The 22,507-nt window shown below is 64.9% G+C and carries 26 protein-coding genes and 1 tRNA gene; 15 read left to right on the top strand and 12 right to left on the bottom strand.

Going from position 1 to position 22,507, the window contains the following annotated elements; all coding sequences use genetic code 11:
- Positions 1–80 precede the first annotated feature (80 nt).
- Complete coding sequence (locus OG874_RS37610; protein WP_330251795.1) at positions 81–500, top strand: hypothetical protein; 420 nt, start codon at positions 81–83, stop codon at positions 498–500.
- Between the two features lie 260 nt (positions 501–760).
- Positions 761–1,006 carry a hypothetical protein gene (locus tag OG874_RS37605; RefSeq protein ID WP_330251794.1) on the top strand — a complete coding sequence of 82 codons (246 nt, stop codon included), beginning with the start codon at positions 761–763 and terminating at the stop codon, positions 1,004–1,006.
- A 7-nt stretch (positions 1,007–1,013) separates the two neighbouring features.
- Here the strand turns inward: OG874_RS37605 and OG874_RS37600 are convergent, their stop codons facing one another.
- Genes OG874_RS37600 through OG874_RS37585 form a run of 4 tightly spaced genes read right to left on the bottom strand, consistent with a single transcriptional unit; the run spans position 1,014 to position 2,470 of the window.
- Entirely contained in the window at positions 1,014–1,511 is a 498-nt protein-coding gene (locus OG874_RS37600) for a hypothetical protein (protein WP_330251793.1), read from the bottom strand.
- Between the two features lie 23 nt (positions 1,512–1,534).
- Positions 1,535–1,963 carry a hypothetical protein gene (locus tag OG874_RS37595; protein ID WP_330251792.1) on the bottom strand — a complete coding sequence of 143 codons (429 nt, stop codon included), beginning with the start codon at positions 1,961–1,963 and terminating at the stop codon, positions 1,535–1,537.
- 37 nt (positions 1,964–2,000) lie between these two features.
- Positions 2,001–2,174 (bottom strand): hypothetical protein, encoded by a 174-nt coding sequence (locus OG874_RS37590; RefSeq protein ID WP_330251791.1) that lies wholly within the window; start codon positions 2,172–2,174, stop codon positions 2,001–2,003.
- On the bottom strand, positions 2,171–2,470 hold the full coding sequence (locus OG874_RS37585) for a hypothetical protein (RefSeq protein ID WP_330251790.1): 300 nt from the start codon (positions 2,468–2,470) through the stop codon (positions 2,171–2,173). Before OG874_RS37585 ends, OG874_RS37590 begins: the two co-directional genes overlap by 4 nt.
- Positions 2,471–2,739: 269 nt before the next feature.
- On the opposite strand from OG874_RS37585, the gene OG874_RS37580 reads away from it, so the two are divergent.
- The 6 genes from OG874_RS37580 (at position 2,740) to OG874_RS37555 (ending at position 7,810) form a co-directional block, all read left to right on the top strand.
- Complete coding sequence (locus OG874_RS37580) at positions 2,740–3,039, top strand: hypothetical protein (protein WP_330251789.1); 300 nt, start codon at positions 2,740–2,742, stop codon at positions 3,037–3,039.
- On the top strand, positions 3,027–3,572 hold the full coding sequence (locus OG874_RS37575; protein WP_330251788.1) for a DUF6879 family protein: 546 nt from the start codon (positions 3,027–3,029) through the stop codon (positions 3,570–3,572). Before OG874_RS37580 ends, OG874_RS37575 begins: the two co-directional genes overlap by 13 nt.
- Positions 3,569–4,396 (top strand): helix-turn-helix domain-containing protein, encoded by an 828-nt coding sequence (locus OG874_RS37570; RefSeq protein ID WP_330251787.1) that lies wholly within the window; start codon positions 3,569–3,571, stop codon positions 4,394–4,396. The genes OG874_RS37575 and OG874_RS37570 overlap by 4 nt, the downstream gene beginning before the upstream one ends.
- A 242-nt stretch (positions 4,397–4,638) precedes the next feature.
- Positions 4,639–4,699, top strand: a tRNA-Gly gene (locus OG874_RS37565).
- A gap of 581 nt (positions 4,700–5,280) precedes the next feature.
- Positions 5,281–5,940, top strand: coding sequence for a hypothetical protein (locus OG874_RS37560; protein ID WP_330251786.1), 660 nt, complete (start codon positions 5,281–5,283; stop codon positions 5,938–5,940).
- A gap of 430 nt (positions 5,941–6,370) precedes the next feature.
- Positions 6,371–7,810: an alpha/beta hydrolase gene (locus OG874_RS37555; RefSeq protein ID WP_330251785.1), complete on the top strand. Its 1,440-nt coding sequence runs from the start codon at positions 6,371–6,373 to the stop codon at positions 7,808–7,810.
- Between the two features lie 81 nt (positions 7,811–7,891).
- On the opposite strand, the gene OG874_RS37550 is transcribed toward OG874_RS37555, so the two are convergent.
- From OG874_RS37550 to OG874_RS37540, 3 genes are all read right to left on the bottom strand, one after another.
- On the bottom strand, positions 7,892–8,251 hold the full coding sequence (locus tag OG874_RS37550) for a hypothetical protein (RefSeq protein WP_330251784.1): 360 nt from the start codon (positions 8,249–8,251) through the stop codon (positions 7,892–7,894).
- 71 nt (positions 8,252–8,322) lie between these two features.
- Positions 8,323–8,619 carry a hypothetical protein gene (locus tag OG874_RS37545; RefSeq protein ID WP_330251783.1) on the bottom strand — a complete coding sequence of 99 codons (297 nt, stop codon included), beginning with the start codon at positions 8,617–8,619 and terminating at the stop codon, positions 8,323–8,325.
- Positions 8,606–8,830 carry a hypothetical protein gene (locus tag OG874_RS37540; RefSeq protein WP_330251782.1) on the bottom strand — a complete coding sequence of 75 codons (225 nt, stop codon included), beginning with the start codon at positions 8,828–8,830 and terminating at the stop codon, positions 8,606–8,608. Before OG874_RS37540 ends, OG874_RS37545 begins: the two co-directional genes overlap by 14 nt.
- 105 nt (positions 8,831–8,935) lie before the next feature.
- On the opposite strand from OG874_RS37540, the gene OG874_RS37535 reads away from it, so the two are divergent.
- Positions 8,936–9,724 (top strand): alpha/beta fold hydrolase, encoded by a 789-nt coding sequence (locus OG874_RS37535; protein WP_330251781.1) that lies wholly within the window; start codon positions 8,936–8,938, stop codon positions 9,722–9,724.
- A 98-nt stretch (positions 9,725–9,822) separates the two neighbouring features.
- On the opposite strand, the gene OG874_RS37530 is transcribed toward OG874_RS37535, so the two are convergent.
- Genes OG874_RS37530 through OG874_RS37520 form a run of 3 tightly spaced genes read right to left on the bottom strand, consistent with a single transcriptional unit; the run spans position 9,823 to position 12,867 of the window.
- A complete protein-coding gene (locus tag OG874_RS37530; RefSeq protein ID WP_330251780.1) occupies positions 9,823–10,524 on the bottom strand; it encodes a TetR/AcrR family transcriptional regulator in 702 nt (233 codons plus the stop codon).
- A 4-nt stretch (positions 10,525–10,528) separates the two neighbouring features.
- A complete protein-coding gene (locus tag OG874_RS37525) occupies positions 10,529–11,338 on the bottom strand; it encodes a crotonase/enoyl-CoA hydratase family protein (protein ID WP_330251779.1) in 810 nt (269 codons plus the stop codon).
- Positions 11,335–12,867 (bottom strand): acetyl-CoA acetyltransferase, encoded by a 1,533-nt coding sequence (locus OG874_RS37520; RefSeq protein ID WP_330251778.1) that lies wholly within the window; start codon positions 12,865–12,867, stop codon positions 11,335–11,337. The genes OG874_RS37525 and OG874_RS37520 overlap by 4 nt, the downstream gene beginning before the upstream one ends.
- A 213-nt stretch (positions 12,868–13,080) precedes the next feature.
- Between OG874_RS37520 and OG874_RS37515 the strand changes: the two genes are divergently transcribed.
- The 4 genes from OG874_RS37515 (at position 13,081) to OG874_RS37500 (ending at position 17,281) form a co-directional block, all read left to right on the top strand.
- Positions 13,081–13,830, top strand: a complete 750-nt coding sequence (locus OG874_RS37515) for a crotonase/enoyl-CoA hydratase family protein (RefSeq protein ID WP_330251777.1) — start codon at positions 13,081–13,083, stop codon at positions 13,828–13,830.
- 183 nt (positions 13,831–14,013) lie between these two features.
- A complete protein-coding gene (locus tag OG874_RS37510; RefSeq protein ID WP_330251776.1) occupies positions 14,014–15,123 on the top strand; it encodes a DUF4185 domain-containing protein in 1,110 nt (369 codons plus the stop codon).
- A 134-nt stretch (positions 15,124–15,257) separates the two neighbouring features.
- Positions 15,258–16,505, top strand: a complete 1,248-nt coding sequence (locus OG874_RS37505; RefSeq protein WP_330251775.1) for an erythromycin esterase family protein — start codon at positions 15,258–15,260, stop codon at positions 16,503–16,505.
- 71 nt (positions 16,506–16,576) lie between these two features.
- On the top strand, positions 16,577–17,281 hold the full coding sequence (locus OG874_RS37500; protein ID WP_330251774.1) for a class I SAM-dependent methyltransferase: 705 nt from the start codon (positions 16,577–16,579) through the stop codon (positions 17,279–17,281).
- Between the two features lie 159 nt (positions 17,282–17,440).
- Here OG874_RS37500 and OG874_RS37495 read toward each other — a convergent pair whose 3' ends face one another.
- Both OG874_RS37495 and OG874_RS37490 read right to left on the bottom strand, forming a co-directional pair.
- Positions 17,441–18,106, bottom strand: a complete 666-nt coding sequence (locus OG874_RS37495; protein WP_330251773.1) for an alpha/beta fold hydrolase — start codon at positions 18,104–18,106, stop codon at positions 17,441–17,443.
- A 101-nt stretch (positions 18,107–18,207) separates the two neighbouring features.
- On the bottom strand, positions 18,208–18,804 hold the full coding sequence (locus OG874_RS37490) for an alpha/beta hydrolase family protein (protein WP_330251772.1): 597 nt from the start codon (positions 18,802–18,804) through the stop codon (positions 18,208–18,210).
- 427 nt (positions 18,805–19,231) lie between these two features.
- Between OG874_RS37490 and OG874_RS37485 the strand changes: the two genes are divergently transcribed.
- On the top strand, positions 19,232–21,067 hold the full coding sequence (locus tag OG874_RS37485) for an acyl-CoA dehydrogenase (RefSeq protein ID WP_330251771.1): 1,836 nt from the start codon (positions 19,232–19,234) through the stop codon (positions 21,065–21,067).
- Between the two features lie 179 nt (positions 21,068–21,246).
- Positions 21,247–22,353: a DUF4185 domain-containing protein gene (locus tag OG874_RS37480; protein ID WP_330251770.1), complete on the top strand. Its 1,107-nt coding sequence runs from the start codon at positions 21,247–21,249 to the stop codon at positions 22,351–22,353.
- Positions 22,354–22,507: the final 154 nt, after the last annotated feature.

Below are 22,507 nucleotides of genomic sequence, written 5' to 3'. Positions count from 1 at the left end.
CTGGCGCGGCTCAACGTTATCCAGCCAGCGTTCGCGCTGCTGATTCCTTGTTCGAGAGCACTCAACCGTGGGAGGCGCAAGTGACTGAGTTCGAACTGGAAGGCGAAGTCGAGGAACTGGTCATACCGTTATCGGAGATGGGCGGGAACGAGCCCGATCTACCGGGCGCTAGTGGGTCGCGAGCCAGGATCTACAACGATTACCCACTCGCCATCACGTTCATCCGGAAATCCGGCGGCTCGTATCGTCACATGCTTACTTTGGGTCCCGGTTCCACCACCAGCGATGAGTTCTGGAGCGACGACGAACTGTTCATAGTGACCAACACCGGATTCAAGTACTTGATGGAGTTCAGGTCCGGCGGACGCGACTGGACGTTCTACACCCAGCGCTCGGCGCGTCTGGCGGCCGGTACGAACAACGTCAGCCGCTTGTTTGGAATTAGCTCATCGGCGACTGACGGGGCCGAGCAGGCTAGTGATGGCGCGCGAGGCCGGTGAGGGTTTGAGGTAGCGGCGTAGGTTGTCGGGCGTGCCGTGTCGGGATTCGGCCATCAGCTCCAGCGAACAAGACTGGCTCCGGCTTCACCGAAGTGGGGCAGGCCTGAGTGTCGGATTTCCGGTTTGCGCGCCCGACAGCCACCGCAAGGCCATCCACCGCGTTCGGTGACAGATATCGTGATCACCTGACAGATATGGTGGTCAGCCACAGCTTTCGCGCGGCACGACACGAAGCTGAGATATGTGGGAGACTCGAAAGTATGTTCGATACATCTCTCGCGGTGGGCGACCCGGTCACCTGGTGGTCGGACACGCATGGGCGCGGTGTCGAACCCGCGGATCCAGCGGCGGTGCGCCGCACCGGAATCATCGCCCAGGTGCACCGGAGCCCGAGCGACCCCAGCCGAATCGTGGCCTACAGCGTCGCCTGTTGCAACACCCTCGGGGAGTACCTCGTGACCCTCCGTCCCGACTACGGTCACCAGCCCACGCGGACGACGAAGTAGGGTCCTCTCAGCTTTCGCGCGCTACGGCCGATATGCGCCGTCCGTCGCGGGTGTTCACGTAGACGCTCGGATCATCATCGGCGCGCGCTCGAATGACGGCGAAAACGAGACCGTCATCGGTGACGGATGCGACGGCTTCGTCGAGTCCGGAGGCCACCGACACCGACACCGCGTCATAGGCGGCGAGACCGGTTACGGCTAACCACCCTTCGCCGCCCTCGCCGTCACCGTGGAACCTGATTCGCAAACGTTGGAGCGGCATGTGATCCGGCGAGCGGACGCTACGCGGCCCGGCCGGTCGCGTCGCACCGAACGTGGTGCCCTCCACGAACCATTCGCCGCCACGCGGATCGGCGAACACGATCCATCGGCCCTCTGCGCCGTCGATGAGGACAGCGGCGACATCGTCGCGGATGACGGCAGCGACCGGGCTCAGATCCCGGTCACTGCCCACGAGGGCGCGGGTTGCCACTGCGACCGCTGGATGCTGCTCGAGAGTCGTCATTCGGCTACGCCCTTCCGTTGTTGTCAGCAGATCGCCGCGATGGTGCTGCTGTTGTCGGGTTCGCGGTCCCAGTTGCCATTAAACGCGTTCACGATCGCCTCGGTGTGGAACTGGTAGAGGATCCCGGCCGACGAGCACGACGCCGAGTACAGCGTTTCGACATCGGGATCGGTGGTGTTGTCGTTGCGTTCGGAGTGAACATAGTGCTTGCCGTCCGTCGGGTCGTAGCGCCACAGCTTCGTAGTCACGTTGCGCAACGCGGGCTTTCCGGTGCAGTGCACCTTGAACCCGAAGTTGATCGGCGCTATCGAGTTATGGTCGGTTTTCCATGGCTCGATCGCGTGGATGAAACACACGATGTTGTCGGCCGACGCGGTACCGGTAGCGCCGCCGACGAGCGTCGAGCCGATGCCGAATCCGGTGAGCAACGCCACCCTGATCAGGTTCCTCATCACTTCCCCTATCTATCTACTTACCGCTGTCTGCGGGTCAGAAATCGCCTGTCGCGCGGTTGGATTCCTCCGCTTCGACCCGCTCCCGGATGGCCTCCACAGTCCGGTCTTTCGGGATGCGCTCGGGCCACACGATCACCGCAACCACGACCCCCAGCGGCAAGCCGGACGCCAGCATCAAACCGAGCATGATCCACCCGTCGCCGATCATCGAACCTCGTTGTCCCGCACGGAGATCGGCTCTACGTCGATCACTGAAGGCATGGACAGGAGGCCCTGACGGACTTCGGTCAGAAGGTCTACGTCGATCGGTGCGAACGTCGCAGCGGCATTCACGGCCGTGGCGTCGGCGTGGAGGTCGCGGAGTTCTTCAGGATCAATCAGCCACCCGTCTTCGCCGACTAGGTCCCATGATCCGTCGTCATGCTGGAGGTAGCGCGGGCCGCCCTCCGGGGCAAGCGCCAGTTTCCGAGCGTCTTCGTCGTCACGTCGTACGGGAAGGTTCATCTCCCGCCCCTTCGGTCGTCCGGTTGGTGAGCACCCGCCGCCGAGGACTGCCGCCCACTCGGGCCATCCCATGCGGGCGAGTGGTTCACCGGATGAGGGGGCGGTGTGGCGTCGACCCGACGGCGGGGCCACGAAAGACGCTATGGCGCAGGCAAACAGCGGCGATACAGAATTGCGGCAGATTGCGCGGCAATCCTCTGCAATCGTTGGTCTGAGCAGGGAGAATTGCAGAGTCACACACGTAGAGTTGCGCGAACAAGGAGTAGGCGATGACCAACGAACTGCGATTGCTCGGGTCAGGATCGAAAGATGGAGGTTGCCCGGCGTTGTATGCGCTCGGCCCGGACGCCTTGATCGTCCAAGGGCTTCACACCCGCGACGGTCACGCCGTCCTCGTACCCCATGCCTTGCTCGACTGGGCTGAGCCCGGAGCCGCATTGCGTGTCGAAACCACCGAGACCCCCGGCCTGCTACTCGTCGCCGGAACCCCTGTGCCCGACAGTATTCGGGCGAAACTCACCCTGGATCCCGACGAGACCGCTGTGGAGGTTCCACGATGCGCGCAGTGAGCGGCGAACTCGCTGGCGAAGGCATCTACGCCGAGTACTTCCGGGCAGCGAAGGTGTCTGCCGTGCATGTCGAAGTGCAGGATTCCTACCAGGTGCCGGACGAGTACGAACCGCTGGTGCGGTGGCGCGAATCCCGCGACATCGTCGAGACCGACGGCGGTCGCCAGTGGTGCGCCCTAGTCGCCGAAACAGCGGCGCGCGGCGTGACCGTGGCGCGGGTGCGAGTGGTGTCGGTGCCGCACACCGAGTACACCGCGTGGCTGCTCGATGCGTGCGCGCCGAATGCCGCAGCGGGCGAACAGATCCGGTATCTCCCCCGGCATCTCGCAACCGGCCACATCCCGCAGGACGACTACTGGCTGTTCGATGACGAACGAGTCGCGTTCAACACCGTCGACGAGACAGGCGACGCGGTCGGCCTCGCCGTCACCACGGATCCGGACATCGTCGCGGTAGCCGGTGCCGGGTGGCGTCGGCTGTGGGAGCAGGGCATCAACCGCGCCGACTACCGATTGGAATACGCGGCACAGTGAGCAGCAGCGTCGGGCAGGCAAGGGCGGCTCTGGGGGCTCGCTTGCGCGAGCTTCGCAGGGACGCCCGCCTGTCCGGCAAGCAACTCGCCGAAGCGTGCGGGTGGCATCCCGCGAAGGTGTCCCGCATCGAACTGGGCAAGCAGCAACCCAGCGAAGACGACCTACTCGCCTGGTGCCGCGCCACCAATTCGCCTCTCGTCTATGACGACCTGGTCGCCACTCTCCGCAACCTGCAATCCATGTACCTCGAGTGGCGGCGCGTCGTGGCGTCCGGCCGCGCCCACCGACAGCGGCAATCCCTTGAGATCGAGGGCCGCGCCCAATACGTCAGGTGGTTTGAATCGTGGGTGGTGCCCGGTCTGCTCCAGACATCGGAGTATGCGGCAGCGATGCTCACGACCTGCCGTGCGCTCGTCCCTGGTGGCCGCGACGACATCGCTGAAGCGGTCGCCGTGCGGATGTCCCGACAGCGTGTGCTGCGCACGGGGCGACGCCGGTTCTCCTTCGTCATCGGCGAGGCTGCCTTGCATCAGACGGTTGGATCGTCGGAGATCATGGCCGAGCAGCGCCGCGCCCTGATCGAGCACGCAGCGAATCCGCGGGTCGACTTGGGGATCGTTCCGGCGACTGTTGATGCGTCGGTCGGCTCGCACGGGTTCGCGATCTTCGACGCTGAGCGCGTGATGGTCGAGACCATTTCAGCGGAGCTGACTATCACTCGCCCGTCGGAAATCGCGATCTACACGGATGCCTTCGCGATCATGCATGGCCTGGCCCGCCACGGTGCGGGGGCTGTGGATCTGATTGCGGGGATCGGCGTGTGAGAGCTGCCCGCGTCGTGTTGGTGTGTCCTCTGGGGTAGGGCCGCCGGCCTGAGTAGCGCAGGCTCCAGACCTGCGCATTTACGAGGTGAATGCGAAGTGCTTGCGTAGTGTTTGACACTGTGCGGCCAACGTTTTCGCGCATTCTGTTTGGTGTGCCCGTTGGTGTAGTCAAGCCACACAAACGGGGACCGAACAGGGCCATCGCGGATGGCCTTGACCTGGGGTTTTGCGGGAAAACCACAGGTGAAATGACCCGACACTTTGCTTCCCAAGCAGACAGCGCGGGTTCGATTCCCGTCATCGGCTCGACACGAAATGGCCCTCTAACCAGGGCCTTTCGTCTGTTTCCCCTAGGGACTGCGGTTTCGGGTGTAGTCCAAGGTATAGCCTTTCGTTCGATTCCACGGTCCGCCACGCCATTTCGCGCGCACGGACTCTTCATCCTTCGCGATCGACCCCACCTCGCGCGAGGCGTAAAGCGCAGGTCACGGCCGAAATCTGCACCTCAGGTGCCATCGAGGGGCGGTGCCGGACTGGATGAAACGAGCGTCAAGTCTGCATGGTGCCTGTGTTTCCCTGTCCTGGTCACGGCCCGATCCTCGTCCACTGCGCAATGGTGCCGCACGTCGGATGTGTCGCGAACTCGCAAGTGTGCACCGTTTTCCGAGGCCAGAGGGCAAACCTCACTGATCTGGCAACACAGCGTCGATCGCAACCTTGGCAATCGAATGCCGGTGCGATGCGCCCACAGATCCGACTTCCGAAGACCGACCCACCGGTTTTACTTCCGGAAGTTTTCCATTAATGCGCGGAGCAGTTGCCAGAGGCCTTCCTCCGGCGGTGTAATTGCATCTGAGCTTTGATTTTCATTCAAGGGGGGCACGGTGGGTAGGCTTACCTCACGAGTCAGCAGTATAATGGCGAGCCTGGAAGTGAAAGACCGCTTTACAATAGCAATTGCATTTATTGCACTGATCGGCACCATCGGATCCTTCCTCACCGCTACAAGAGCGTGTTCAAATAGCCTGGAAGCCAATCGGATTGCAGGGGAAGCTGCGCAGATCAACAAAATAGATACCGGACTCTGGTACAGCGTAACCTTCACCCTGAAGCAGGACCGAGATGACGGCAGCTACCTAAATAGAGTTAGCGACCCGGATAGTGAGCCAAAGAAAATATCTACCGATACCGCGAAAATAAAGGGTACGTGGCTATCAATTACCGTCACGAACATCGGGAATCGACCGGTTACAGTAATGGACATAGGACTACTTACGAACATTGAAAATGGATTCGGCTGGTGGATTACTTCGCAACCGTATACAACACCGCCGTACTGCACAGAATCTCCCGATACCGATAAAGACATAAAATGCTACAGATTTCCCTTCGTGGTGGAGGTGGGAAGAGCAGCGACATATTATTGGTACCTTCCGGAATATGTCGACCGCCTTATTGCAGAAAAGGCGGCCGATCCAGTCTCAGTTGGAATCGACAGTCGGACTGGTATTGACTGGTATAAGACGGGGCTCACCATCGGTTAGGTTGGGCTAGACGAGAGTCCGGCTCGAGATATCGTCGGCGTGAGTGAGGTAACGAGCGCGCCGCAGCGGGACTGGGCACCGTGCAGCTCACGGTCGTAGTTCGATCCACTGTTCCTCTGGTCGCGGCGGTTGGTCGTTCGTTTGGGATAGCTCCGGCGAGGTTTCGGAGCGGGTCAGCGCGCGGCGCTGGCGCGGACGATCTCGAATGGTCCAACTGCTGGGATTCCGCCAAATACATTGCTTCTAGTATAGGAAGTCAAGTTTCCCAAGCAGACAGCGCGGGTTCGATTCCCGTCATCGGCTCAAAAGTGGCCCCGACCAGTAACTCACAGGTCGGGGCCTTTTGTTGCCCATGTAGTACCGGGGTGTGAGATGCGGTGGCTCGTCCGGGTGATGTGGGTGAGTGGGTGGGGTGCTGAGGATTGCGCCTATGTTCTTTCGTCGCAACATGTTCTGTGTCGCGCTGGCGACCGCGTTGGTTCCCGGTGCGTTGGTCGCGTGTAGTTCCGCGGCGAGTCCGACACCCGCGCTGAGCTGGCAGCCGTGCACCGAGAACGCCGAATACGACTGTGCGACAGTGCGGGTGCCGATCGATTGGGCGGACCGCACGGGGGCGACGGTCGATATCGCCGTGATTCGGGATCGGGCCGATGACGCGGCGCGGAAGGTGGGCACGCTGGTCTCGCTCCCTGGCGGGCCCGGGACATCCGGTGTGGACGAGATCTTGCGGGGTGGGAAGTTCTCGCCGCAGCTGCGGGCGCGATTCGACATCATCAGTCTCGATCCGCGTGGGGTGCGGCGCAGTCATCCGGTTCGCTGCGATGCCGGGCTGGCCGCGCACCGGCCGAATATGGTGCCGGACCTCGGTGGTCGAATCGACGAAGTACAGTCCTACGCAAGGGATCTCGCGGCCAGTTGCCGCGAGCACACCGGGCCGCTCGTCGATCATCTCGATGCCGTCAGCGTCGCCCGCGATGTCGAGGCGCTGCGTAGTGCGCTAGGCGTGGATCAGCTCAGCGTGTACAGCCGGTCGTACGGCACCATGCCGGCGCAGGCGTATGCGGAGCTGTTCCCGCAGCGGCTGCGTGCGTTGGTGCTGGACAGCGTGGACGATCACAGCCTCGACGGCCGAGACTTCTTCGCGACCGAAGCCCGTGCGGGACAGGACACGTTCAATGAATTCGCGGCTTGGTGCGAACGCGATCAAACGTGCGCGCTGCACGACACCGACGTGCACCGGGTCTACGGATATCTCTACGCCAGGGCCGCCCGCGGGGAGCTGCGCGACCTCGCTGAACCGGACCGGGTGCTGGGACCGATGGATCTGAGTGCCGAAGTGACGCAACGACTTTACCGCCCTGATTGGGCCGGACTAACCGGTGATCTACAAGCACTGACCGTCCAGCCAGTGGCCGCCCCGATGCCGCCCATCGAAAGCCGGAAATCGGGGGAACCCACCGCGATGCCGGAGGTAATCCTTTGTGCCGACTGGAAATTCGATATCGAAGACCAGGGCGACTGGATCGGGCAGTGGCACGAGCAGAACGCGCAAGCGCCCACGCTGCGCGCCCATTTCGCCTGGGCCGCAGGAACTTTCTGCTCCGGCTGGCCGACCGCGCCGCAGAACCCGCCGCACCGGCCACGGGTCGACGGCGCAGCACCGATCCTGATCGCCAACGGTCTGCACGACCCCGCCACCCCGCATGAGTGGGCAACGCAGGTGGCCGCTCGAACCAGCAATGCCACCCTGCTCACCTACGACGGCTGGGGACATGGCGTCTACGACACACAGTGCACCGAGACCGCCGTCGACAGCTATCTCATCGAGCGAACCGTCCCTGCTCCATCGACGCACTGCCCCGCTGCCTGAGCAGATGTCCTCAGCGCCCCATTCCGGCACCGAATCAGCGGGATCCCCGCTGAATTTCCACCGGAATGGGCGCACCACGCCTCACTTCTGCATGCGGCACTCCGTGAAGATCTTGGTGTTGGCCTCACGAGCCTTGTCCGCGTCATCGCTGCTCATCCCGAAGTTATTCGGATCCGCGGCCTTGGCGTCGTATTCGTCGCCGATCATCTTGCGCAGGCCCTCCTGCGAAATGCCCTGGTCCACATAGACCTTCGCGGCGCAGTCGGCGAGGCTCTTGTCCTTGAGCCCCTTGTCCTGCAGCGACTTCGAGATATCCGCCTGGGTGACCGTGGGTTCCGCGGCCTTGTCGTTACCGCACGCCGCCAGTACCGGCAGCGCGACAAGTGCCGCGGCGATCAGGAAGATCCGCACCTGACTCCTCTTCTCCATAAGTCTTGGCATCCAACGGCCACCGCTGGTGCCGCCGCAACGATAATGCCGTACGGCGGTTGGCGCTTCCCAGATCCGGTGCGTCAGAGATCCATGGCCGCGCGCAACGCGGTATCGAGCCGGTCCAGCGCATCGGATTCCATCTCATCGATGTGCTCGGCCAACCAGCCGCGATAGATGCGACCGATATTTCCGGCGTGCACCCAACCGTGCCGCTCGACGGGTACGGCCAGGATGTCCTGCGGATCCTCCTCGACGACCTCGGCGGCGATCAGCCACGGCCTCGGGGATTCATTGATGCCATCACTGCTGATGAGCACGACGGTACGGCGCCGCGGCGAACCGTGTGGGTGATAGATCCACAGTTCACCCCTGCGCACGCATCGCCTCCTCGGCGGCGGCCAGCTCCGCATCGTCCGCCGCAGCCAGGGCCGTCACATCCGGCACCGGACCGACGCCGGTTCGCACGGCTTCGCGACGCGCTGCCTTCGATATCCACGCCGAGGGTGACATCCCCGCGCGAGCCGCCGCCTGTTCGGCGAAGGCCCAGGACGCCTCGTCCAGCGACAGGGTGACCTTACGTGTTGCCATACCATTTATCGTACCGACATTTCGGCCGACTGCCAGCGGAAATCCGGGCCGATCGTGGCCGGAAATCTCGGCCGACGACTGGTGACCGCTGTTACGGTCACAGATATGACGACGTTGAACCATCACCGGGTCGGCGCAGGAGAACCGCTTGTTCTGGTGCACGGTGTCGGCAGCCGCTGGCAGGTGTGGACGCCGATCATCGACACCCTCGCCGAATCCTTCGACGTCATCGCCGTCGATCTACCCGGATTCGGCGGTTCCGAGCCGATCGCGCACACCACCGTCGACACCCTCACCGAGGCGCTCGCCGACTTCCTCACCGAACAGGGCATCGAGCGTCCGCATCTGGCGGGCAATTCGATGGGCGGGCTCATCGCGCTGAACCTCGGCGCGCGTGGCCTGGCCCGTTCGGTCACGGCGTACTCCCCGATCGGATTCTGGGACACCCCGGGTCGCGTGTGGTGCCAGCAGTCACTCGGCAAGTCCCGCCAGCTCGCGCGTGCGCTGCGCCGGGCGCTGCCCTCGGTCCTCGGCACCGCCGCGGGCCGCACCGCATTCTTGACCCTGATCTTCGGCAAGCCGTGGGCGCTCGACACGCAGGTGGCCGTCGACACCGCGATCGGCGCGGCCGACGCCCCCGGCTTCGAACCCGCCCTCGCCTCCTTCACCGATGTGAAGTTGCCCGAAATCGGCGCTCTGACAGATATTCCCGTCACCGTCGCCTGGGGCAACCGCGACATTCTGCTGACCTACGCGACCCAGAGCACCCGCGCCCGCACCGTCCTCCCGAACGTCCGCCACGTCACACTGCACGGCAGTGGGCATACCCCGTTCTACGACGATCCGGCCGGGTGCGCGAAGGTCCTGCTCGACACGATCAGCCCGCGCGCGTAAGCGCCTGTCGGCCACGCTCATTCGGCGCGTCTACCCCAAGTCGACGCGACTCGAACACAGATGGGACCGCCGAGGCAGCTCCGGCCGGCGCGAGGCGATCAGCGTGGTCTCGGGCCGGTACCGGACGGCGGCGGATCGGTCAGTGTCTTCGGATCCGACTTCCCCAGCAGGATTCGCACCGCATTTCGCCAGCGGTGCTGCAGGATTCGGTTGCGGTCGAGGTCACCGGTGAGCAGGACGCGCAGGGCGAGGCCGGTCATGATCTCGATGGTGAATTCGGTGATGGTCGGCACGCGCGGGTCAGCTGGGAATTCCTGACGGAAGATGTCGCGAATGCTGTTGTGCATCAGGTCGAACAGTCGATGTTCCAGCGGCAGGAACGCGGCGAGCAGTTCGGGATCGGTGCGCGCGCCGACCCACATCTCCAGCGCCGCCCAGAATGTCGGCCCGGTGAACATGCGCACGGTCAGGTCGACGGCCGTTTCGAGGCGGTCCGCGTCGGCCGCAATCGCCTCGAATTCCCTGGTCAGTTGAGCGAATCGGCGTTCGGCGAGATGCTCGACGGCACCGGCGAGCAGTTCCGCCTTGGTCGGAAAGTAGTGCTGCAGCGTGCCGCGCGGCACCCCGGCCCGCTTCTGCACTTCGAGCGTGGTGGTGCCCGCATAGCCGACCTCGACCAGACTCTCCACCGCCGCGTCCAGCAGCCGCTTGCGCATGCGCAAGCGGCGCTGCGCCTGCGTCTCCCGGATGCGTTCGGGCCCACCACCCCGCATCGAGTCGCGCTGGGACGCTGCATTCAATTGGTCAGCGTCCCTGCCACTGCGGCTCGCGCTTCTGCGCGAAGGCCAGCGCACCCTCGGCGGCATCCTTGGAGAACAATGCGGGCAAGGCGATTTCGCCCTGCTTGGCGAAACCCTCCGCGACGGACCAGTCCGGTGACTCGTCGATGATCCGTTTACTCGCCGCTACCGAAAGTGGTGCGGCCGCGACGATTTCGGCGGCCAGCGCCAACGCACCCGCCAGCGCCCCACCCGGTTCGGTGATCCGATTGACGAGGCCGAGTTGGTAGAGCCGTTCGGCGTCGATGCGCCCACCGGTGAGCGCCAGCTCCGCGGCGATGGGGCGTGGCAGTCGCTGGGTCAGCCGCAGCACACCGCCGCCCGCGGCGACCAGACCGCGCTTCACCTCCGGAATGCCGAACTGGGCGTTGCTCGCGGCGACGATCAGGTCGCCGGAGAGCGCGAGCTCGAAACCACCGGCCAGTGCGAAGCCCTCGACCGCCGAAATCATCGGCTTGGCAGGTGGTTTCGCCGCGATACCGAGCGGACCGCGGGTGGCGGTTATCGGCATCTCCCCCTTGGAAGCGGCAACGAGATCCATTCCCGCACTGAAGGTTCCGCCCGCACCGGTGAGTACGAGCACGCGCGCGGCAGCATCGGCCTCGAACTCGTCGACCGCGGCCTCGATGGCCTGCGCGGTGGCCAGGTTGATGGCATTGCGGGCTTCCGGGCGATTGACGGTCAGCACGGTGATCGCCTCGCGCTTTTCGATCAGCACCAGCTCCGGCCCACCCACCCGGCCACTCGTGGAATCGCCTTGCGCTGCTGTACTCATTGGACGGTCCTCTCGGTCAGCAAGGTGAGCTTGTCGGCGGCGGTGATATCGGCGGGGACACCGATCGGGTCGCCATCGGTGAACGCCGCGATGGTCTCGGCATCGGACGCCCGGATCAGTATGCGGGCACCCGTCGGAGTCAGCGCACTGATCACCACGGCCTCGGGTTCGTCGGCGTGTTCGGGTGCGGGGCCCTTGCGATGGGGCACGGTATAGGCCTCGACGGTGGCGGGGCCGGTATAGCCGGGCGCCGTATCGCGCCGTGCCACCGGCACTTCCGCTTCGACGGCACGGAACAGTCGAGCGGGCGGGCGCGCCGAGTAGACGCCGACACCGTGCTTGGTGATGTACCAGCCGAGCGCGGTCGCCAGGCCGTAGGCCGATGGGTCCGCACGCAACCGACCGACCAGCGTCGCGATGGCGTGCGTCGTGTAGTTGTTGCCGGGCCCGCCCGCGAAGGTCAGTCCGCCGGTGACCGACAGCGGCCGCGCCGGATCGTCGATCGACAGACCGAGCGCCTCGGCCGCGACCTGTACCGCGACCGGGAAGCAGGAGTACAGATCGATATGCGCGACATCGTCGATGCCGATGCCCGCGCCGGACAGTGCCGCCCGCCCGGCCGCGGCGATGGCGGGTGAGGTGGACATATCGGCACGTTCGGAGACGAACCACTCGTCGGTCGCGGTGGCACCGCCGTGCGGGAACACCCAGCGGTCCCTTGGTACGCCCGCCGCATCGGCCGCCGCCGCACTGCACAGGATGAGCCCCGCGCCCTGATCCACCGAAAGGTTCGCGACCAGCAGCTTCGGATACGGCGTCGATACCAGCCGGTTGGCGCGCCTCGGCGTCGTCACGTCGTCGATCGACTGCTCGGTCGGCTGCCACGCGTACGGATTGCGAGCGGCCACCGCCGAGAGCCGCGACCACAGCCCGCCGATCCGCTCTCGATGCGCGGCCGCAGTCAGCCCGACTCGTCCGCGCAGCGCGGTCTCCATCAGCGAATAGAAGTAGATCGGCCCCCACAGCCCCGCCGCGGACTCCATATCGGTATTGGGTCCGCGTTCGGTGCCGATGATCTCGGTCGGCCGCACCTGCTCGGACTGTTCGGGCCAATCGAGAGCAGTGCCGGTGCGCGTGGCCGCATTCCAGGACGCCACGGATTCGGCCCCGGTGATCAGTGCGACCTCGCACTGCCCGTCGGCAATCGCCTGCGCGACGGTATTGACCAGCCGCTGCGGTGCGTCACCGCCGAACCGGGCGGATTGCAGCGTGCGCTTGGGCGCGGCACCCAACTCCGCGCCGACCAACGCGCCTAGATCCGCATACGGCCTGCTCACCGGGGCCGCGGCGGCGATCAGATCGGCCGATCGCAGCAGCCGATCGCCGGTGCCGCTATCAGCGCCCGCGCGGCGCAGAGATTCCGCGGCAAGTTCGACAGGTCCGGGTAGTCCGGGCTCGCCGTTCCGGTGCACGACCTGTCCGACGCCGACCAGCACCGGCGTCCGGGGGTCCAATCCGGGTGGCAGCATTGTTCCTCCGCTCGATCCAGTTACAGTCAGCATTGACGGTAACTTGCGTTCGATTAGAACAGAACGGATCCGGACGGGCAATGGCGGCCGTAGCGACTGCTTGCAGGTCGCTCGAAAGGGTCAGTAGCTACTGCTTGCAAGTCGCTCGAAAGGATGAGCTTGCGGGTCGCTCAAAAGGAGCAGCGCGAACTGACTCGCGGGTAAGATCCAGGAATGGGCTCTAACATCGCGCTGCGGTTCGACGGCGACCGCGCCTACGTCACGCTCGACCGGCCGGAAAAGCACAACGGCCTCACCCTCGACATGCTCCGCGACCTGATCACGACCGCGCACACCATCGCCGATCGCAAGGATGTCCGCGCGGTCATCCTGTCCGGCAACGGCCCGAGTTTCAGCAGTGGACTCGACGTCGCCAAGGCGACCAGCGATCCGCTCGCTATCGTGCGCAATTTCATCCCGCTGCCCTGGCGCGGCACCAACACATTTCAGGAAGCGTGCTGGGCTTGGCGTCGGCTTTCGGTGCCGGTGATCGCGGCGGTGCACGGACGCTGCTACGGCGGCGGCCTGCAGATCGCGCTGGCCGCCGATATCCGCTTCGCGACTCCGGACGCGCAGTTCTCGGTAATGGAGGCCAAGCACGGCCTGGTCCCGGATATGACCGGCGCGGCAACGCTGTCCCGCCTGATCGGCGTCGACAAGGCACTGCTGCTGACCATGACCGCCGACACGGTGGACGCCGCCTATGCCGAGCGGATCGGACTGGTCACCGAGGTGACCGCGGACCCGGTCGCGGCGGCGGAAAAGCTCGCCGATCGCATCGCGACCCGCTCCCCGCATGCGGTCGCCGGGGCCAAACGACTCTTCGATCGCTCCTGGCACGCCTCGGCCCGACGCACCTTCGCTATCGAGCGGGCGACCCAGCTGCCATTGATTCTACGAATGGCGACCTCTCGCAGCAATTGATCGGCTACCTAAGGTCGCGAAGTGCCTACAACTTTCGAGACGAGTTACGCAAGCCACCAATTTCACCGGATTCACTGTTAGCATCTTGAACGATTTGCCAGCCAGCCGAAATGTGGCACGACATACACGGTGAGGGAATCCGTATCGTGCCGTTTCGGCCAGAAAATGGAGGGCTAAGAGACTTTGAACAAGACCGCATCTGCCTTGCTATCGGCAGTGGCCGGAGCCTCGGCCTTGATCCTGGTAGCGACTACCCCCGCCGAGGCAAACCCAAACGCGATCAATCCGATTCCGGTACTCAACGGCACCAGCGGTCTCCCCAATCTCGCCGGGCGGACCAGGGCCGTGTTCCAGGTGACCGGCATGGCCAGCCCGAACAACACCCAGAGCTACAACGTGCTCGGCACCGATCTCGGCATCATGTGGGACAACGGGAACGGCGAGATGCTCACCGCGTTCGGCGATACCGCAGGCCTGGGCCTCCCGAACCTGCTCGCGGGCAGTTTCTGGGCGTGGCGCAGCAATATTCTGGTGCGCAGCCACACCCACGATCCGTCCACCGGCATCTTCTTCGACAGCGTCGTGCGCGATATCGTCGGCCAGGCGCGTGACCTGATCCCCAGCCCGAAGATCCCGTTCGTGGAGATCAGCCGCATCCCGACCGCGGGCATCTCGGCCGGCGGCGTCCAGTACATGAGCCTGATGTCGGTGCAGAGCTGGGACGATGTCGGGCAGTGGACCACCAACTTCTCCGGGCTCGCCGCCTCCGGCGATAACGGGGAGACCTGGGGCGAACTGCCCGCCACCCGCCGCCCGAACGACGGCGGGAACGCCAACTTCCAGATGAACGCATTCCTCAAGAACGGCGGGTTCGTCTACGAGTACGGCACCCCATCCGGGCGCAACAAGGCGGCGTACGTCGCGCGGGTACGCGAGGGCGATATCGCGAATCTGGGCGAATACGAGTACTGGGACGGCGAGCACTGGAGCAGGAGGGGCGATGTCAACGCCGCGGCGCCGATCATGGGCGGCGTCGGCGAGATATCGGTGATGTACAACGAGTACCTCGGACAGTTCATCTCGCTCACCACCGATCCGTTCAATTCGGTGGTCATGCGTCGGGCCGCATCGCCCGAGGGGCCGTGGAGCGCGCCCGAGGTGCTGATCGATACCCGCGAGCTGCCCGCCGCGTACGCGCCGTCGATCTTCCCGTATCAAACCGGGCGCGATCTCTACTTCGTCACCACGGTCCACACCCAATACAACGTGGTGCTGATGCGTACGACGCTTTAGGTCCGAGATCAACGGCACCTGGCCGCGGCATCGGCCGCGAAAGGTGCCATTGATCTTGTCGGCTCGACTTGACCTCAACGCCACTTCAGGTAAGAAGCTGGGTCGCGTTGGATCATCGAGCTTCGGGAGAGACCATGGACGCCAGCGCCACATCGAGTGATTCACTCATCGCCACTACGGGGTTGCACGAATGGCTGCTCGCTCACGGGCGGCCGATAGCCGATACCTATGCGAACAGCAGTGGGTCGGATCTTGCGGCGCTGACCGAGCGGCTCGGGTCCGCGACGGTGGTCGGGTTGGGTGAGTCGACCCGGTTCTCGCGGCAAACCTTCGGGGTGCGCGAGCGAGTGTTCCGTGTGCTGGTCGAGGGATACGGATATCGGGCGCTCGCGGTGCAGGACAGTGCGCGTTCCGGCGAGCGGCTCGATGCTTTTGTGCGCACCGGCACGGGTGATCCCGAATCGGTGCTCGCGGGTGCCTGGCGGCCGACGCGGACCGCCGAGATGGCGGCGGCGCTGCGGTGGATCCGCGCGTACAACGAATCGCACCCAGATGATCCGGTTCGGATCTTCGGCGTCGAACCGCCGCGTGCGGAACCGTCGGACTACGACGTGGTCCTGGATTACCTGCGCAGGCACGCGCCGGATCGCTCGGCCGCCATCGAAGCCCACCTCACCCCGATCCGCACCGCACACCAGGTGGACGAACATGTCCAGCGCCACCAGGGAATTCACCCCGGCCGCCCCTTCGCCGAGAACGCCCGCGACGCGCTCGCACTCTTCAAAACACTCCCTGCGACAACGGAATTCGAGAACGCACTGACACATCTGCGACTCATCGTCGAGTTCCACGAGAAGAGCGTCGCCGGACAGGGCGGTTTCGCGCGCGACGAACGCCCCGCGGCGGACCGGGTCATCGAATGGCACCGCGACACGGGCGCGAAGATCGCATATTGGGACGGCATCGCCCACACCGCCGCCATCGCGCTCGGCGACGGCCCGGCGCAGACCTCCGAGTTCCGCGGCACGGGCAGTTACTTGCGTGCGCACTTCGGCGCGCGGTATGCGTCCGTGGCCATCGGCTTCCACCACGGCGACCTCGGTATGGCGGTGGCCCCGCCGCCCCGGCCGGACTTGGTCGACGCCACGCTCGGCACCGTGGATCTACCCGCCTTCTACGTGGACTTGCACAGCCCCGCAACAGAATCGGTCAGCCAGTGGTTACACGGCCCCGCGAAGCTCCGCACAATCAGCGGCATCTACGACCCCGCCAAGGACGCCACCGCGAACACCGCCGTGCGATCCCTCATACACGCGTTCGACGTGCTCGTCCACATCCGCGAGACCTCGCCCGTGCAATGGTTGCCCCAAGCGGCCACCTAACGCCCGGCAGCTGCCGAACACACCGCTGGTCGCCGGGTAGGCGGGCAGGTGGGCGCAATAGACTCGCGGGTATGGACGCGACCGATTGGGATACGCGGTATGCGCAGAGTGAATTGGTTTGGGGCGCACCGCCGAACAGCACCGTTGTGGAGCATGTATACGGGCTGGAGCGGGTCGCTCCGGTGGTGCCGAACACCCCGGATGGCGATTCGCCCGGTCTGCCGCGTGCCCTCGACCTCGCCAGCGGCGAAGGGCGCAATGCCTTATGGCTGGCCACCCACGGCTGGCAGGTGCACGCCGTTGATTACTCACAGGTGGGGATCGACAAGGGGCGGACCATCGCCACTCGGCTCTCCCGGTCGGTTCGTAGTCGCATCAGCTGGCAGTGTGCCGACGTCACCGATCTGGATTCGGCGGGCATCACCGGACCGTACGAACTCGTGCTGATGGTCTTCCTGCAGCTGCGCGCCGAACAACGCCGCCCGCTGGTCCGCCGCCTCGCCGATCTGCTCGCCCCCGGCGGCACCCTGCTGATCCTCGGCCACGACAGCACCAACCTCACCGACGGCTACGGCGGCCCGCAGGACCCATCGGTCCTGTTCACCCCCGACGACATCATCGCCGACCTCGGCCCCGACGCCGACCGCATCCGGGTCCGTATCGCCGACCGCATCTTCCGCCCCACCGAGGAGCGTGACGCCATCGACGCCCTGGTCATAGCCACCAAACCAGCACCTGCCCCGGTAGCTATCGAGCCCGAATCCTCAACCGCCTAACCGCGAGCGTCCATATCCCCGCCCCCGCTGCCGAGTCGCCCTGCCGCTGATGGCTAACTGGGCACTAGCGACCAGCGCCAACACGGTCAGAACCATGCCCGACCGGAACGCGACCCCGGTGCCGGGTGCGTTGCCGAGGGCAAGCCGCTTGCGCTGGATTCACCGGTCCTCGAGCAGGATCGCCAGCAGTTTCTCGGGCGCGTCCCGCATCAGGTTGTGTTTGCTGTCCAGCGCATGCGCATGCCACTGCGGGTCGGCCTGGAACCGCTGGTAGAAGGTCGTGAAGGGCGACTCGCCATCCCACCCCGTCGCGTACACGTAGTCCCGGCGCCGGAACCGGCCGAGGTCGCCGGTCAGGCGAACCGCTTGTAGCACCGACGCGAGCGGATGACCCGTGGCTCGCGTGTCGAAGAAAGGCAATGGCCGCACCACATAGCCCGTTTCCGCCACATCCAGGTACCACTGTCGTTCCTGATCGGTGACGAGACTCCAGCAGGAATCGCCGTCCCGCGGCACCATGGCATCCAGATAGACCAGCGAGTCCACCCGCTCGGGCAGCCGATCCGCGGCCGCGGTGATCACCATTGCGCCGTAACTGTGACCGACCAGCACCGCATCCTCGATATCCTCGGCAACCAGCAGGTTCACCACATCCTGGATATGCGTTTCGAGGTTAACCGTCGCGTTCAGCAGGTGGCTGCGCTCGGCGAGTCCGGTCAGCGTCATCGGGTACACCCGATGGCCGCGGCGTCGGAGTTGTTCGGTGATCGGCTCGAAGGTCCATCCGCCATGGCACATGCCGGGAATGAGAACGTAGGTCGCCAAGAGGTGCTCCCGATATCGCGTGGGGATTCAACGCCTTTCAGCGTTGCCGCACGACGACCAGAAGTCCAACAGATGATTCTGCTGGGAGCCAGAACTGATGGTTATGAGCTCCAGCGCTCCAACCAAGGCTTGGCCGTCTCCGCGATGACGTCGAATCCGGATCGGAAGGAGTGCGGCTGACCTGGGATAATCCGCACCTCGGCGGCGTCGGCGGGGTCGGGGATGCCGAATGGGTCGTTCGCGCCGTTGATCACAACGACCTCGATATCGCCCGTCGCGAGCAGTTCCTCGCGCCTCGTCTTCTCCGGCTTACCCGGCGGATGCAGTGGAAACGACAGCGCGAGTACTCCGCGGGCGTCGGCGGCGATGGCGGTGCGGCAGGCGACTCGGGCACCGTTGCTGCGTCCGCCTTGGATCAGCGGAACCTTCCGCACGCGACGACGCAGGTCGGCGACGATCTCCAACCACGCCTCGTCCTGCTTGATCGCCGAGCCGGGCGCCCGCCGACCGGCGACCCGATACGGCTGCACCACCCGCGCCACCGCGCCACCCAGTTCATAGGCACAGTCCCGCACCGCGAGCAGATCTTTCGCGTCTACACCGCCGCCGGATCCGTGCGTGAGCAGCAGCAGGAACGCCGCCTTGCGCGGCTTGTCGAGCTCGATCTCGGCGGGCCCGGCGCTCGTCTCGATTCGCACAATTCCACGGTAGCCCCCGGCTACCTCGAAACCCCCAGCCACCTGGGGTGCGTCTGCCGAAACCCACCGGCAAGCCGAACCACAGGCCACGCCGAACGCACACCAGCCACTCGGAACCACTCAGAGCACACCAGCCACTCAGAACTCACCGGCAACCCCGAGCGGATCGTCTACTACGCGAGCCGTAGTCGTACGGCAATGCCGTCGGGTGTTTTTCGCGTCACATTTGCCCGCTCGAGCCTTTGCGACCCCATTACCGGCCGGTAATATGGCGAGTAAGTTACCCGCGAGTAGCATGCGGCTGATCGTTTCGAGCGACCTGCAAGCAGTCGCTACCGAAGTCCGGCATGGCTTACCCGGTGGACGACAACGGGCGGGAACGGCAACCAACCGACCGCACCAACTCAACGGAGAGTGAGTAACAGACATGGGCCACTACAAGAGCAACGTCCGCGACCTGGAGTTCAACCTCTTCGAGGTGCTCGGCCTCGGCTCGCTCCTCGACGGCGACGCATACGGCGATCTCGACACCGAGACCGTCAAGGAGATGCTCAACGAAGTGCGTCGCCTGGCCGAGGGTCCACTGGCCGATTCGTTCGTCGACGGTGACCGCAACCCGCCGACCTTCGATCCCGCGACCCACACGGTCACCCTCCCCGAGTCGTTCAAGAAGTCCTACCGCGCGCTCGAAGACGCCGGCTGGGCCAAGGTCGGCGTCCGCGAGGAGCTGGGCGGCCTCGCCGCGCCGAGCGCGGTCACGTGGGCGCTTAGCGAGATGGTCCTCGGCGCCAACCCCCCGGCCCAGATGTACGCCGCGGGTGCGGGCTTCGCGCAGGTCTTCTACAACAACGGCACCGATGAGCAGAAGAAGTGGGCTCAGATCATCGCCGATCGCAACTGGGGCGCCACCATGGTGCTGACCGAGCCGGACGCCGGTTCCGACGTCGGCGCCGGCCGCACCAAGGCGGTCCAGCAGGAGGACGGTTCCTGGCACATCGAGGGCGTCAAGCGCTTCATCACCTCGGGTGATTCCGACGACCTGTTCGAGAACATCATGCATCTGGTGCTGGCCCGCCCCGAGGGCGCGGGACCGGGTACCAAGGGCCTGTCGCTGTTCTACGTGCCGAAGTGGCACTTCGACTTCGATACCCAGACCCTGGGCGACCGCAACGGTGCCTTCGTCACCAATGTCGAGCACAAGATGGGCATCAAGGTCTCGGCCACCTGTGAGGTCACCTTCGGCGGCCACGGCGTGCCCGCCAAGGGCTGGCTGGTCGGCGAGGTGCACAACGGCATCGCGCAGATGTTCGACGTGATCGAGAACGCGCGCATGATGGTGGGCACCAAGGCCATCGCCACCCTGTCGACCGGTTACCTGAACGCACTGGACTACGCCAAGCAGCGCGTCCAGGGTGCGGACCTGACCCAGATGACCGACAAGGCCGCCCCGCGCGTCACCATCACCCACCACCCGGACGTGCGTCGCTCGCTGGCCCTGCAAAAGGCCTACGCCGAGGGCCTGCGCGCCATCTACCTCTACACCGCCGCGCACCAGGATGCCGATATCGCGCAGCTGGTTTCCGGCGCCGATGCGGACACGGCCTTCCGCGTCAACGATCTGCTGCTGCCGATCGTCAAGGGTGTCGGTTCCGAGCGGGCCTACCAGTACCTGACCGAATCGCTGCAGACCTTCGGCGGCTCGGGCTTCCTGCAGGACTACCCGATCGAGCAGTACATCCGCGACGCGAAGATCGACTCGCTCTACGAGGGCACCACCGCGATTCAGGCGCAGGACTTCTTCTTCCGCAAGATCGCCCGTGACCGCGGCGTCGCGCTGGCCCACGTGGCCGGTCAGGTGCAGAAGTTCATCGAGTCGGAGGCTGGCAACGGTCGCCTCAAGGCCGAGCGCAAGCTGCTGGCCACCGCGCTCGAGGATGTGCAGGCCATGGCCGCCACCCTGACCGGACACCTGATGGGCGCTCAGGAGAACCCGTCGGAGCTGTACAAGGTCGGTCTCGGCTCGGTGCGCTTCCTGATGGCGGTCGGCGACCTGCTGATCGGCTGGCAGCTGCTGCGTGGTGCCGAGGTCGCGACCAAGGCCCTCGACAATGGCGCGACCGGTGCTGACGAGTCGTTCTACCAGGGCAAGGTCGCCGTCGCACAGTTCTTCGCCCGCAACGTGCTGCCCGAGCTGACCTCGACTCGCGCCATCCTGTCGAACCTGGACAACGACATTATGGAGCTGGACGAAGCGGCGTTCTGATCCGATAGGGTTCGAACACAAGCGAATACGACGACAGCGGCCCCGGAGCTCTCTCCGGGGCCGCTGTCGTCATTTCGGGGGCGGGTGTCCGGTTCCACATCGAACGCATCCACACATCCGCATCGAAACCGGGCACAATGGCCGGGCAGACCGCGCGCGCCGAAGAAGGGATCGTCCGGATGAACCGATCGCTGTCCGCATTCACCAGAGCCGGTGTTCTCACCGCCGCTCTCGCCGTGGCATTGGCCGGACCGGCCGTCGCCGATCCGAATATCGTGATCCCCATTCCCGGCATCAACCCCATTCCGGGCATCAATGGCCAGCCGCGAGGTCTGCCTCGGCTACCGGGGGTGACCCAGGCGGTCTTCCAGATGACCGGCATGGACAGCCCCAATCGCACCCAGAACGTCAATGTGCTCGGCACCGACCTCGGCATCATGTGGGACGACGGCGGCGGCCGGATGCTCACCGCCTTCGGTGACAGCGCGGGCCTGGGCTTCCGGAATCTGCTCGTGGGCAGCGTGTGGGCATGGAGCAGCCAGGTGCTGTTCCAGAGCAACACCAAGGATCCGTCGCACGGGATTTCGTTCGACGGCGTCGTGAGCAATAATCCGCTGCCCAGTCCGAAGATTCCCGGCATCGAGATCAGTCTCATTCCGACAGCGGGCATTTCGGTCGGCGGCGTGCAGTACATGAGCCTGATGTCGGTGGCCGACTGGGGTGAACACGGCAAGTGGGATACCAACTTCTCCACCCTCGCCGCCTCCGGTGACGGTGGGCGCAGCTGGGCACCGTTGACCACCACCCGACGCGCGAATGTGGACGGGCATCAGAACTTTCAACAGAACGCCTTCCTGAAGGACGACGGTTACGTCTACCGCTACGGCACGGCCGCCGGCCGGCAGCATCCCGGATTCGTCTCGCGGGCAAAGGAATCCGATATCGCGAATATCGATCTCTACGAGTACTGGGACGGCAAGGAGTGGAAGCCCGACGCCAAAGTCGCCGCCCCGATCCTCGACGGCGTCGCCGAGCTGTCGGTGATGTGGAACGACCATCTCGGCAAGTTCGTGATGCTGACCACGGATGCGAACAATTCGGTGGTCATGCGCAGCGCACCGAAGCCGGAGGGGCCGTGGAGTGAGCCGCAGGTGCTGGTCGATGGGCCCACACTGCCGAGTGCCTACGCGCCGATGATCTTTCCCTACCAAACCGGCAGTGATCTGTACTTCTTGCTTTCGGTGTACAACCAGTACAACGTGCTGCTGATGAAAACGCCGCTGTAGGACTGGGCGATACGATGTTTCGACGTAACAGCCACGTGCACTTGCCGATTGGGCCAAGCGGTATGTCATAGCGCGGGACATGGTCAGTTCGCGTTCGCGATATGCCTCTCGATCAGTTGTGCGAGACATTTGAAAAGTGGTGGCTGCTTTGACT

The organism is Nocardia sp. NBC_00565 (assembly GCF_036345915.1).
Classification (GTDB): domain Bacteria; phylum Actinomycetota; class Actinomycetes; order Mycobacteriales; family Mycobacteriaceae; genus Nocardia.
The sequence above is the reverse complement of the archived record's forward strand: the minus strand, read 5'-3'. Positions and strand labels throughout refer to the sequence as shown.